Below are 12,871 nucleotides of genomic sequence, written 5' to 3'. Positions count from 1 at the left end.
AACTGGCTATCGCGGCGCGGCAGCGCCTTGGTCTGCAATCGCCGCATCCGCGAAATATCCGGCGATGGTGCTCTCGTCGCGGACATTCGCAATGGGCCATGTGCACGAAAACGCGAAACCGGTGTCATGCCAGACGATCTCGGGCTTTCCGGCAAAGGTCGAAGCTGTCATCCCGGTCAGCACTGACATCCCAAAACCATTTGCCTTTGCAGGCGGCTCAATCCTGCGTCCGGCATCCTCGGTCCACTGGAGCCTGAAGGTTTCATCCGTGGTTGTCACGCGCAGGTCCACGCCACCGCCTTGCGGGGACAGCCCACCGTATTTGATCGCATTGGTGGCAAGCTCGTTCAGCACAAGGGCAATCGTCTGCGCTGTGGTATTGTTCAGTTGCAGATCGTCTATCGCGTAGCGAATACGCCCCTCGTTGAATGGGGCAAGCACGGTTTCAACAACCCGTGTCAGCGACGCCGCCATATTACCGTTTGCCATGACGACGGAATTCAACGCGGTCAACGCATTCAGGCGCTTTTCAAACGCATCAACCAATTCCTCTTTCGTCTCGGTCTTGCGGGCACTGGCCCGAAACAGGCTGGATACGATGGTAAAGATGTTCTTGATGCGGTGGTTCATCTCGTAAGAGACGAGATTGGCGCGTTCCTGTTCCTTGCGCAGTTGCGTGATGTCGTAGTTAATCCCCACGATCACACGTTCGCCGTTTTCCGTTTCCGTCAATTCACCGTGGCCCGCAAGCCAGATCACTTCGCCATCCGGCCTCACGAAACGGAACTCAGCTCGGTAGGGCTGACCGGTTTCGACAGTCTCTTTGACGGCAAGTGTCACAAACGACAGGTCGCCTTCACTGATCTGGCCAAGAAATACTTGTGAGGACACGCGACCAACTGCATGGCTCAGGCCAGTCATTTCGCGCAGCGTTTCGTCAATCTCACAGGTGTCGGTGTCGATATACCAGATGAACCTGGCAGCATCGCCATGAATGGTCGCCGCCTCACGCCAGTCCTGTTCCTGAATTTGCCCCTCGTGTTTCAATACACCGCCCCACGAAACCAACTTATCTTTACCTAAGATAAACGGTTTGACGCAAAGGCAAGAACCAACTGCGCCGCTTGGCGCAGTGGTCGGTGTTTCATCTCTGGTGAGAAGATGAGGTGTCCGCGGCCTTACTTCGCTTCCAGCGCCTCGATCCGGGCTTTCAACGCTTCGTTTTCTTCCCGCGCCTTTTGCGCCATTGCGCGCACGGCGTCGAATTCCTCGCGGGTCACAAAGTCATTCTCGGCCAACCAACGGTCGATCATCGACTTCATAGCGGTCTGCGCTTCGTCTTTCGCGCCCTGTGCGACGCCCATCGCGTTGGTCATCAGCTGGCTCAGGTCGTCGAGAATTTTGTTGTTGGTCTGCATGGGTCACTCCAATCTGCTTGATCACTATATGGGCGTTGCGGGCCCGCTTCTCAAGCACTGAGCGACGCCTGTTGACTTTGCCGCATGGCAAGGACAATCAGAGATCATGTTGGCTGCAATCCCTTTCCCTGACATTTCGCCGATTATCTTTTCGGTCACCCTCTTTGGCATGGAGCTTGCTCTGCGCTGGTATGCGATGGCCTATATCGTGGGCATCGCGCTTGGGTGGCAAATCATCAAGATGGCCCTGAAACGGCCCCATCTGTGGAAAAACGGCCCGCCTATGGGCGCCGACAAGCTTGAGGATCTGCTGACCTATATCGTGATCGGTGTGATCGCCGGTGGACGGTTGGGGTATGTTTTCTTCTACAAGCCCGCGGAGTTTCTGGCCGACCCCATTGATATCCTCAAGATTTGGGAAGGCGGTCTGTCGTTCCACGGCGGATTTCTGGGCGTCGTTCTGGCGGTGCTTCTGTTCAGCTACCGCCATAAGGTGGCACTGGCACCGCTTGCCGACATCACCGCCGTCTCTGCTACACCGGCAATCCTGCTGGTCCGGATTGCAAACTTCATCAATGCCGAGCTTTGGGGCCGCCCGACCGACCTTCCTTGGGGCGTCATATTCCCCGGTGCCGCAGCACAATCCTGCGCCACAGTGGGCGAACCCTGCGTGCGTCATCCATCCCAGCTTTACGAGGCAGGCCTCGAAGGATTGCTGCTTGGCACGATCCTGATCCTGCTGGCATTCCGCTTCGGCGCTCTGAAAAAGTCTTGGCTGCTCTCAGGTGTTTTCTTTCTCGGCTACGGTCTGTCGCGGTTTCTGGTGGAATTCGTGCGCCAACCGGACGCGCAATTTGTAACCGAAGGCAATCCCTTGGGACTTGCCTACCACATCAACGGCATCGGCCTGACGATGGGGCAGACTCTGACCTTGCCGATGATCCTGGTCGGGCTGGCTGTTGTGTTGGTCGCGCGAAAGCGATGAGCGACCTCGCCGACATTCTCAAAGCGAGAATTGCCAATCACGGCCCGATCACCGTTGCCGACTATATGGCTGAGTGCCTGATGCACCCGACACTGGGCTATTACGCGACACGCGATCCCTTCGGCCGCAAAGGGGACTTCATCACCGCGCCAGAAATCAGCCAGATGTTCGGCGAGCTTTTGGGCCTCTGCCTTGCTCAAGCTTGGATCCACCAAGGCAGCCCCGCGCCTTTCGCACTGGCAGAGCTTGGCCCCGGTCGCGGGACACTGATGGCAGACATGCTGCGGGCGACGAAGGCTGTTCCGGGCTTTCACGCCGCCGTGGAAGTGCATTTCATCGAAGCATCGGCCCACCTGCGCGAGCTTCAGGCCCAAGCCGTCCCTGATGCGCAATGGCACAGCGATATCGGATCCCTGCCGGACCTGCCCTTGTTTCTGGTCGCGAACGAATTCTTCGATGCGCTGCCGATCCGCCAGTTCACACGGGACGGCCAGGGATGGCGCGAACGTGTTGTTGGTGTAGACGACAACGCACTGGTCCTTGGCCTGTCTGCCGCGGCTCCAATCGCCCTATTGGAACACCGTCTCGAGGACACCAAAGACGGCGACCTTGTCGAAATATGTTCCGGGCTTGGCCCGATCATCGCCGAGATCGGCCGCCTGATTGACGCAAACGGGGGCGCAGCACTCATCATTGATTACGGCGACTGGTCGTCATTGGGCGATACGTTGCAGGCGCTGAAGGACCATGAAAGCTGCGACCCGCTTGCCGCCCCTGGCGAGGCGGACCTGACCGCCCATGTCGATTTTGCCGAAATCGCGAGACACGCCGCTCCGGCAAAATTCTCGCGCGTCACGCCGCAAGGCATGTTTCTTGAACGGCTCGGTATCACGCAGCGGGCACAAAATCTGGCAAGGGGCCTCGGTGGCGAAGCGCTGAAGTCACATATCGCAGCACACCGGCGCTTGACCCACCCTGACGAAATGGGCAGGCTTTTTAAGGTGATCGGTCTCTACCACAAGTCAGCGAACCCACCTCCCGGATTGTCCCAATGACACTCGACATTATCACAAGCCCGCATCTCGATGGTATCAAGCACGGCTTTTTCGGGCGTGCCGGCGGGGCATCTTCGGGTGTGTTTGCAGGGTTGAATTGCGGCTACGGCAGTTCAGACCAACATGACGTTGTGACAATCAATCGCCGCCGCGTTGCCACTGAAATGGGTGTCGCTTTGGACCAACTCGCCGGGGTGCATCAGGTGCATTCCGCCAAGGCGGTGACGCTGGATGCGCCGGTCAGCCCTCCGCCACAGGTGGACGGGATGGCGACAGCAACCAAGGGGCTGGCCCTGGGCATTCTGACAGCGGACTGCCAGCCGGTGCTTTTTGCAGACAAAACCGCAGGCGTGATTGGCGCGGCCCATGCCGGATGGAAGGGCGCGCTTGACGGTGTGCTTGATGCCACGGTGACGCAGATGGAAAACCTTGGGGCCAACCGCAAGGACATCACCGCCGTGATCGGCCCCACGATCAGTCAGGCCAACTACGAAGTCGGACCGGAATTCCGCGACCGCTTCTTGTCGGAAGACCCGCGATACGCGCGTTTCTTTTTGCAAGGCCACGGCGACAGGTTCCAGTTTGATCTGCCTGCCTTCGGTATCGACAGGCTGAAGGCAATTGGCGTCGGTCAGGCAGATTGGACGCGCCACTGCACCTACAATGCGCCGGACCGATTCTTCAGTTACAGGCGGTCTGTGCACCAACAAGAAGCCGATTACGGCAGGCTCATCGCGGCAATCTGTCTGTAAGCCGGACTTAGATGAACAGACTAAGGCAGCCGACGCCAAAGTTTCATGAACAGATGTTCATGGAATGGCACCTGACCCCAAAAAATTTTCTATAAAAAATAAAACCTTACGGCTATTGGCAGCTATACTTTCGGTCATAAGCAAATTTTCGCGCCAATGCCAAAAATTCGCCAGTTTGGTCTTCGATAGTCTTCTGCAATGTCTCCGCAAAAAGCAGGAGGCACTCTTAAAAAATAAAGAGGTATCAAGATGAAAAGCCGCTGGCAAAAATCACTGGAAGCCGCCGTTGCGACCTATGACACTCAATTGCCGTGGACCCGTGGGAACGCTCGCAAGGAAATGACCGCGCGCCGCGTTGCAAAACCTGTGGATCCAAGCCGAATTCGTCGCCTGAAGCCAAAGCAGGCACAGGTCGCCTAGAGAGCAAGACGACACTTTTGACCGGTGCCCCAATTTTTGTTCGGGGTTTCGCCAAGAGTGGCACATTCGGTGCAACGGACATTTGTTCGGTAATGAGTAACAGTCACTTCTTCTGAAGTTGTTGGTGGGACAACCGATGATGTGAAGCTGCAAATAGGCATTCGCATGGAAACTTCACGAAATTCAATTTTTTCTGACTCCTATCTTAAACCCGCGCGCCCCCCTTCACCGCGCCCTCAACAAAACGAGACACCTCAAAACAAGCTCGACAAGCGCAAGTTCGATATCCTTTATCTCGATCGCGCGGGTCACGTCTGTGAGCAAAGCCTGATGGCTGCCGCACACCCCGCATTTGAGCAGGTGTTCAGCGTCATCAAACAAGGGTCCTTGGTGCAAAGCGAGCATGGACTTGTGTCCGTCGAAGACGTCTATCCGGGCGACAGGCTTCGGATGAGCGACGGCAACTTCGAAGTTGTGCAATGGCGCGGCGGGATCACGATCAATCCGCAGGATATTGCTGCCAATGCACCAAGCGCAGAGCTGACACGGATCACCGCTGATGCGCTCGGCTACAATCGCCCCTCACCCGATCTTGTGCTGGGCTATGGCGCACGCATCCTGCACCGCGCGGCAGGGATCCGCAGGGTCAGCGGAAGCGACGCTGCCTTTATTCCGGCTTCGGATTTTATCGACGGCGACACGATGATCGCGCTGCGTCCTGCCACAAACATGACGCTCTTCCAGTTCGGCTTTCATGGACAGCGCAGCCTTGAGGTCAACGGCGTGCCAGTTGAAACACTGCATCCCGGCAGCGCCTTCAACCTTGGCCTGCGTGGCGACTCGTTGCGGTCCTTCCTTGCGTTGTTCCCGCACAAGACATCGTTTGAAGATTTCGGCATGTTGCATGTGCCGCGCCTGCGGCTCCGCGATCTCGATCTACTCGGCTAAAGCCGGCGTCGGGGTGATCCTCACGGATCGCCCCCAAAAACGCCACAGCAGGGATGCCGCCGCAAGGCCAAGCCCGATCACCAGCCCGAACCACAATCCCGTGGCCCCGAACCCCATCGGAAAGGCCAGCAAATAGCTCGTCGGCAAGCCGATGACCCAATAGCTGACCGTTGCCATCACCATCGGAACGGTGGTGTCCTGCACCCCCCGCAGCAAACCAAGTGCCAGAACCTGCAACCCGTCAACAAGCTGGAACAGCGCCGCCACCATGATGAGCGACGCACCGACAGCAATGAGCGTCTCTCTTGCAGGGTCGCTGGGATCGACAAAAAGCCCCACTAAAAACGCAGGGAACATCAGGAAAATCGCCGATGTCACCAGGGCATAGCCCGCCGACATCCCGATGGCCGTGATCCCGCCACGGCGCAACAGTGCCTCATCCCGGCGTCCCAACGCACGACCGGCGCGCACAGTGGCAGCTTGGCTGAACCCGATATGGACCATGAAGGTCAGACCAGCCAACTGGATTGCGATACCATGAGCAGCAAGCTCCAACGCTCCAATCCACCCCATCATGACCGCCGATGCGCTGAACAGACCGCCTTCGGCCAGCGATGTCAGACCGATGGGCCAGCCAAGTTTGAACACCCGCTTCATGATTTCGGAATCGCTACGCCAGAAGTTACGGAACAACTCGAACTGCGGCAGCTTGCGGTTGATATAGACCACGAGGATCAGAAACGTCGCGATATTGACGCTGAGCGAAGCAATGGCAGCGCCGGTGATGCCCAGTTCAGGAAAGCCCCAGTTTCCGAAAATCAGCAGATAATTGATAAACGCGTTCAACACGGCTGTTCCCGCCGTGGACCACAGAATGATGGCTGTATGCTCAAGCGCTGCCAAAAACGCCTTCAGCGTCCAGACGAGCAAAGCGGGGACCATCTGCCAGATCACGATCTGCAGGTAGATATGGCCCTCTGCCGCGACGACAGGATCCTGACCGATAGCGACCAGAATATCCTCGGCCCAGAAGAACGGGATGGTGACGGCCAGCGCATAGATGATCGACAACCACATCCCCATCCGCCCGATCCGTCTCGCGCGGGTCTCGTCACTTTCCTCGGCTGCCTCAGCCACCAGCGGTGTCACAGCCTGACTAAAGCCCGCGCCAACGATGAAGACGACAAAGAACATGGTCGAGGCGATGGTCACAGCGGCCAGCGCGGTCACATCGTACCACCCGAGCATAATGGTATCGGTCATGTGGATCGCGAACTGCGCCACATTGCTCAGGATCAAAGGCAGGCCCAGCTTCCAGATCGCGCGGGCATGTTGGGAATAAGTCAGGGTCTCTTTCGTCATCAGACCCGCTTATGCCTGAAATTTAGGCAGGTCTAGCCAGTTCAGAGGCTACTTATGACGAATTGCAACGAGAGGGTGGCCACAAAGCCACCCGCGATGACCTGCACCCAGCCCAATGTCCGCCCGAAAGCGGCATTGCTGACAAGCTGCAAGGCGCTCTCGCGAAAGCCCACGGCGGCAAAAGCGACCATGACGGTGATGGCGGCTGTGCCAATGCCCATCACGAAAGCACCAACGATGCCGACCCAGTCAATGCCGAAGCGCCACGTCAGGATAAGCAGGAAAAGCGCACCCGTGCAGGGCCGCATTGCGATGCTTCCGATCAGGATGACCGCATCGCGCCACGAATGCACAGCAGCGGCCTGTTCAGCGGTGGGACCATGGGCATGACCACAGGTGCTGCAAACCGCACCATCGCCGGTGTGCGCATGATCATGGACAGGCCGCAGGCTCCTGATGCCACGGATGACAAGCCAAAGGCCGACACCGGCGATCATCGCATAGCTCAACGGAGCAAGAATATCGTCGGCAACGCCAGTCATTTGCTCACGCCCCCAGCCAAGAACAAGGACGGCCGCATAGACCAGCAGCACAGCGCTTGCCGCTTGCGCCAGTGACGAGATCACAGCCAGCCCCGCCAAGCGGCCAGCTCCGACGCGCGTGCCTGCACCATAGCCACCGATGACCAGCTTGCCGTGACCGGGGCCTGCGGCATGTACAAAACCATAGGCAAAGCACAGCCCCCACAAGGACAGGAGCGCCCCTGTCTCACCAGCGCGCAGCGCCCGCAAGGCACCGGCCATCGCGTTTTGCACATCGCGCTGTGCTGTCGCCGCCATGCGCGCGATCTGCTCAGCCCCGCCAAAGCCCCAAAGCCAGACGGCAACCACGCCCAAACCCAGGATAACGATCAAAGGGCGGCGCATGTGACCTCGATTGTGTCGGCGAAGGCGTCCCCGATTTCGGGAAAGTAATCGTCAGGACCCTGATCCTCGAAACTCACGCCATCCATAAGGCTTTCAGCCAATGCATAGGCCGCATCCAGATCCGCCCGGAAAATCTCGACGGTGCAATCGTCACGTCCCGTAACGGTGACGGGTCCGGTCAGATCGTAGGCGGTGTAGAACGCGGGATCATAGACGCGGATACGCAACGGCGCATCTGACAGGTCAGCCGCGACAGGGCGGGCATGACGCTCGATGAAGATGCCCTCTTCGTAGACCATCGTATGGGCATACTTCTCGCCGAGTGGCAGCACTTCACCGGCCTGCATGACTTCGAGGTCGCCTGCAAAATCCGGCGGCCAAGCGGCAATCTCTTCCTCAAGGCGGCGCTGCTCATCATCAGTCAGCACCAGATCGCCGTCCATATCCAGACCCAGATCAGAGGTGACAAGCAGTGAAAAGAACTCGTCATATTCCCAATCGAGATGGATCGCGACATCGCCCTGCCTATCAAACACCACACTCACGCCTGCCTTCACAAAGACATGCGGATGGGCGCCACCCATTGTGGGAACAGCGAGGCAGGTCAAAAAAGCAATCAGGTTGCGCATGGCGCTCTATCTAGTGATCTGGCCCAGCAGGGGCAATGGACAGAGCAGCCGTGCGCTGTATCCTGCCACAAGCAAGCATGAGGTGCGCCATGTCAGACAAGACCACATTGATCTCAGATGCCCGCGCGTTTCTGGACAGGCTTGCGCAAAACAACACGCGCGACTGGTGGCTCGAAAACAAGGCGCACTACGACGCGGCGCTCAAATCCCCTGCAGAAACCCTGCTTGCAGATCTGTCGCCCCGATTGGCTGACCTGTGTCAGACAGAGATCAAGCCAAAGCTTTTCAGACCGCACCGCGACGTGCGCTTTTCAAAAGACAAGACCCCCTATCACACGCATCTGCACATGATGTGGCAAGTGATCTCTGATGCGCCGCAAGACCCGGTCTTTTTCTTTGGCATCGGGCGCGATTATGTCACGGCCGGTGCCGGCATCATGGGGTTTGACAAACAGGTTCTGGCCAACTGGCGACAGATGGTTGATCTCGATACCGACAGGATCACAGGCATCATTGACCGGATCACGGATCAGGGTTTTGCGTTGCGCGAACCCGACCTCAAACGTGTCCCGTCACCCTACCCCCAAGACCACAAGGCCGCAGACCTGTTGCGGATGAAAAGCGCGGTCGCCAGCAAGGACATCGGCACCACCACGACGCTTGCGCCAGACCTGATGGATCACTTCACAGCGCTCTGGCCCTTCAACGCGCTTTTGATCTCAATTGCCGAAGCCTGAGCGCGGCTCAAGCCACCCTTGGTAATGGACCATCAGCGCACCGGTGATCGGGGCGTGCAAAGCCACATCGAAATGAAACTTCCCGTCCTTTTGATATTCGGATGCGTTGCTGATCGGCAGCAGCCAACGCGGCAAAGGCACCGGACCGCTGCGACCGCTGCGCACAGGAAAATGCAATCGTTCTTCTGCCACATGCAGACCAAGGGTAAATGTCAGCGGCCCGAACCGTTCGGTCATCCGGCCATCGACCACTTTGAGGTAGGACCGGAAAACCTGCTTTCCAAATTGCCGCTCCCACAGCTCACCACCGTGCCGCGGCACCATCCTGACAGAAACCGGCGTGCGCTCGGTTGCGGGCGGAAACCGGAAAAGGCCAGCAATCAGCCGCGCCCAAAGGGAGGAACCACGCGTGACCTTGCCTTCCCCTTCAAGCAACAAGCCATCGCCCACGCGATGACCGGCCTGCACGGCATCCGGCAAGGCGCGAAACTCATCGCCGAGGTATCGGGGAAAGAGGTCGGAGTGCATTACGTCAGTCACGTCAGGACAGATAGATCGCAAAGGCGTGGATCAAGCCCCGACACTGCCCACCATGGCCAGTGCTCCCTTTCCCAAGGTCACAAATGCGATGGGCCCATCCCCCGCGTGAATTTCAGGCAAGTCTCGCAGGCTAGCCCATTGCGTCGCGCCAACTGTGCTTGGGCCGGAACCCGACAAGGCGTTTGGCCTTGTCATTGGCATAAAACGTCTCATCAGGTTTCATGTCGCGCCGCACCTCGACACCCTCATAGAACCGCGCAATGACCTCATCGCTGGAAATATCGACAGACATATCGTCGTTGGAGACATTGAAGACCTCATATCCCAACCCGTCAGTCTTGAGGCAGCAATCGACCATATGCCCCAGATCGCGCGCATCGATATAGGCAAAAAAGTTGCGACGGCGGCTGGCGGGATCGGCCAGAAAATCAGGAAACAGCGCAGGATAGTCCCCAGGTTCGAAAACGTTGTTGATCCGCAATCCATAGATATCCATGCCGGTGCGCGCCTGAAATGACCGCGCGGTTGCTTCATTGCAGACCTTCGACATGGCATAGCTGTCCTCCGGGATCGTCGGGTGATCTTCGTCGATCGGCACATACTGCGGTTTGACTTCGCCATGGGCAAAGCAAATGCCGTAGGTGGTTTCCGATGATGCAAAGATGACCTTGGGAATACCCAGTTTCACAGCCGCTTCCATCACGTTGTAGGTCGAGATTGTGTTCTGGCGAAAGCACTCACCGTCGGTCCCGATCAGGATGCGCGCCACTGCCGCGAAATGCACGACCGCATCATACTTTGGCACACCTGTATCCAGGTCGGGCCAATCGGAAAGCTGTGACATGGCCCCGATCACCTGCCCTGCATCGGTCAGGTCAACCAGCAGTTCCGGAATATCGAGCCCTGATGGTACCAGATCGGCATTCGTCACCTGATGACCTTGAGCCTGCAGATGTTGAATTGCATGTTTGCCAGCCTTACCGCTGCCACCTGTGAAGAAAATGCGCATCAGTTACCCTCCCTTATTTGCTGCACAGACTAGCTTGCATCGCCCCGCCCGCAAGCATTCCCCGATTGCCCCCTGCCCGCGCCCCTGCCATTATGACCGCAAATCAAAAGAACAAGAGCGGTAATCATGGCCAACGACCTTCTCTCAGGGGCGACCTCTAGCGATTATGATGCCTCCAGCATCGAAGTCCTCGAAGGGCTGGAACCCGTCCGTAAACGCCCCGGCATGTATATCGGCGGCACGGACGAACGCGCGTTGCATCACATGGTGGCCGAGGTGCTTGACAACTCCATGGACGAGGCCGTCGCAGGGTTCGCCAACCGGATCGAAGTTGAACTGCACGCCGATTATTCCATCACCATCCGCGACAACGGACGCGGCATCCCTGTCGATCCGCACCCCAAGTTCCCCGATAAATCCGCGCTTGAAGTGATCCTCTGCACCCTTCACGCAGGGGGCAAATTCAGTGGCAAGGCCTATCAGACCTCAGGCGGTTTGCACGGGGTGGGCGCATCGGTGGTCAACGCGCTTTCCGACAGCATGGTCGTGCAAGTCGCGCGCAACAAGGAAATCTTCGAACAGCGGTTCTCGCGCGGCGTACCTTTGGGGCCTGTTGAAAAGGTAGGCAGCGCCCCCAACCGGCGCGGCACCACCGTCACCTTCCACGCGGACCCCGAGATCTTCGGCAGTCACCGGTTCAAACCTGCGCGGCTCTTCAAATCGATCCGCTCCAAGGCCTATCTCTTTTCGGGCGTCGAGATCCGCTGGAAGTCCGAGATCGACGACAAGGAAACCCCGCTTGAGGCCACATTCCACTTCCCTGGCGGCCTCTCGGATTACCTGAAAGAAACGCTCGGCACCGCCAGCACCTACGCCGATAAACCCTTTGCAGGCACCGTCGATTTTCAGGAAAAATTCGGCGAACCCGGCAAGGTCGAATGGGCCATCAACTGGACCCCGGCCCGCGACGGCTTCATCCAGTCCTACTGTAACACCGTGCCAACCCCCGAAGGCGGCACCCACGTCACCGGTTTCTGGTCCGCGATCCTGAAAGGCATCAAGGCCTATGGCGAGCTCGCAGGCAACAAGAAGGCCAGCCAGATCACCCGCGACGACCTGATCTCGGGCGGGTGCGCGCTGGTGTCCTGCTTCATCCGCGATCCGGCTTTCGTGGGCCAGACCAAGGACCGCCTCTCGACGGAGGCTGCCGCCAAAATGACCGAAGGCGCGGTGCGCGACCATTTCGACAACTGGCTCGCGGCAGACACGAAATCCGCAGGCGCGATCCTCGACTTTCTCGTCCTGCGGGCCGAGGAGCGGATGCGGCGCCGCCAAGAAAAAGAAACCGCCCGCAAATCCGCCACCAAGAAACTCCGCCTGCCCGGCAAGCTGACCGACTGCACCAGCAAAGACCGCGCAGGGACCGAGCTTTTCATCGTCGAGGGCGACTCGGCTGGTGGCTCTGGCAAAGGCGCACGGGACCGGACCTATCAGGCGCTCCTGCCGCTCAAGGGCAAGATCCTGAACGTGCTTGGCGCGGCCAGCAACAAACTTACTTCGAATGCCGAGATCAACGACCTTTGCGAAGCGCTCGGCGTCGGCATGGGCACCAAGTTCAACATCGACGATCTGCGCTATGACAAGATCATCATCATGACAGACGCCGATGTGGACGGCGCACATATCGCATCACTCCTGATGACCTTCTTCTTCACGCAGATGCGGCCGCTCATTGACAACGGCCACCTCTACCTCGCCTGCCCGCCGCTCTACCGGCTGACGCAAGGCGCGCGGCGCGTCTACGTGGCCGACGATGCCGAAAAAGAGGCGATGCTCGCCAAAGGCTTGGGCGGCAAAGGCAAGATCGACGTGCAACGCTTCAAAGGCCTGGGTGAGATGGACGCCAAAGACCTCAAAGAAACCACGATGGACCCCAAGACGCGGAAACTCATCCGCGTGACCGTGCATGACGACGAGCCCGGAGACACCGCCGATCTGGTCGAGCGTCTGATGGGCAAAAAGCCCGAACTGCGGTTCCAGTATATTCAGGAGAACGCGCGGTTCGTGGAGGAGTTGGATGTTTGAGGGGG

At 58.4% G+C, this 12,871-nt stretch carries 13 protein-coding genes; 6 read left to right on the top strand and 7 right to left on the bottom strand.

Annotated elements, in window-relative coordinates; genetic code table 11:
- Positions 1-6: 6 nt before the first annotated feature.
- Entirely contained in the window at positions 7-1,047 is a 1,041-nt protein-coding gene (locus BM316_RS03030) for a sensor histidine kinase (RefSeq protein WP_090203826.1), read from the bottom strand.
- 131 nt (positions 1,048-1,178) lie between these two features.
- Complete coding sequence (locus tag BM316_RS03025; protein ID WP_090203823.1) at positions 1,179-1,418, bottom strand: accessory factor UbiK family protein; 240 nt, start codon at positions 1,416-1,418, stop codon at positions 1,179-1,181.
- A 106-nt stretch (positions 1,419-1,524) separates the two neighbouring features.
- On the opposite strand from BM316_RS03025, the gene lgt reads away from it, so the two are divergent.
- The 4 genes from lgt to BM316_RS03005 all read left to right on the top strand — a co-directional run bounded on the left by lgt (position 1,525) and on the right by BM316_RS03005 (position 5,578).
- On the top strand, positions 1,525-2,403 hold the full coding sequence (lgt, locus tag BM316_RS03020) for a prolipoprotein diacylglyceryl transferase (protein WP_090203820.1): 879 nt from the start codon (positions 1,525-1,527) through the stop codon (positions 2,401-2,403).
- Positions 2,400-3,458 (top strand): class I SAM-dependent methyltransferase, encoded by a 1,059-nt coding sequence (locus BM316_RS03015; RefSeq protein WP_090203818.1) that lies wholly within the window; start codon positions 2,400-2,402, stop codon positions 3,456-3,458. The genes lgt and BM316_RS03015 overlap by 4 nt, the downstream gene beginning before the upstream one ends.
- The gene (pgeF, locus tag BM316_RS03010; RefSeq protein WP_090203815.1) at positions 3,455-4,210 is read left to right on the top strand and encodes a peptidoglycan editing factor PgeF; all 756 of its coding nucleotides are present in this window, start codon (positions 3,455-3,457) and stop codon (positions 4,208-4,210) included. The genes BM316_RS03015 and pgeF overlap by 4 nt, the downstream gene beginning before the upstream one ends.
- A 750-nt stretch (positions 4,211-4,960) precedes the next feature.
- Positions 4,961-5,578 (top strand): Hint domain-containing protein, encoded by a 618-nt coding sequence (locus tag BM316_RS03005; protein ID WP_242649721.1) that lies wholly within the window; start codon positions 4,961-4,963, stop codon positions 5,576-5,578.
- Here the strand turns inward: BM316_RS03005 and BM316_RS03000 are convergent.
- Genes BM316_RS03000 through BM316_RS02990 form a run of 3 tightly spaced genes read right to left on the bottom strand, consistent with a single transcriptional unit; the run spans position 5,567 to position 8,495 of the window.
- Complete coding sequence (locus BM316_RS03000; RefSeq protein ID WP_090203811.1) at positions 5,567-6,940, bottom strand: MATE family efflux transporter; 1,374 nt, start codon at positions 6,938-6,940, stop codon at positions 5,567-5,569. The genes BM316_RS03005 and BM316_RS03000 overlap by 12 nt on opposite strands.
- A 41-nt stretch (positions 6,941-6,981) precedes the next feature.
- On the bottom strand, positions 6,982-7,866 hold the full coding sequence (locus BM316_RS02995) for a nickel/cobalt transporter (protein WP_090203808.1): 885 nt from the start codon (positions 7,864-7,866) through the stop codon (positions 6,982-6,984).
- Positions 7,851-8,495 carry a DUF1007 family protein gene (locus tag BM316_RS02990; protein ID WP_090203806.1) on the bottom strand — a complete coding sequence of 215 codons (645 nt, stop codon included), beginning with the start codon at positions 8,493-8,495 and terminating at the stop codon, positions 7,851-7,853. The genes BM316_RS02995 and BM316_RS02990 overlap by 16 nt, the downstream gene beginning before the upstream one ends.
- Positions 8,496-8,584: 89 nt before the next feature.
- Here BM316_RS02990 and BM316_RS02985 point away from each other — a divergent pair, with 89 nt between their 5' ends.
- On the top strand, positions 8,585-9,232 hold the full coding sequence (locus tag BM316_RS02985; RefSeq protein ID WP_165606530.1) for a TIGR02453 family protein: 648 nt from the start codon (positions 8,585-8,587) through the stop codon (positions 9,230-9,232).
- Here BM316_RS02985 and BM316_RS02980 read toward each other — a convergent pair.
- A complete protein-coding gene (locus BM316_RS02980; protein WP_131802535.1) occupies positions 9,215-9,772 on the bottom strand; it encodes a DUF4166 domain-containing protein in 558 nt (185 codons plus the stop codon). The genes BM316_RS02985 and BM316_RS02980 overlap by 18 nt on opposite strands.
- 130 nt (positions 9,773-9,902) lie before the next feature.
- Positions 9,903-10,781: an NAD-dependent epimerase/dehydratase family protein gene (locus BM316_RS02975; protein WP_090203796.1), complete on the bottom strand. Its 879-nt coding sequence runs from the start codon at positions 10,779-10,781 to the stop codon at positions 9,903-9,905.
- Positions 10,782-10,907: 126 nt separating this feature from the next.
- Here BM316_RS02975 and parE point away from each other — a divergent pair, with 126 nt between their 5' ends.
- On the top strand, positions 10,908-12,866 hold the full coding sequence (gene parE, locus BM316_RS02970; RefSeq protein WP_090203793.1) for a DNA topoisomerase IV subunit B: 1,959 nt from the start codon (positions 10,908-10,910) through the stop codon (positions 12,864-12,866).
- The last annotated feature ends 5 nt before the right edge of the window (positions 12,867-12,871 follow it).

This window comes from Yoonia litorea (assembly GCF_900114675.1).
Classification (GTDB): domain Bacteria; phylum Pseudomonadota; class Alphaproteobacteria; order Rhodobacterales; family Rhodobacteraceae; genus Yoonia; species Yoonia litorea.
Note: the sequence above shows the minus strand (reverse complement) of the source record. Positions and strands in the feature narration are given on the sequence as shown.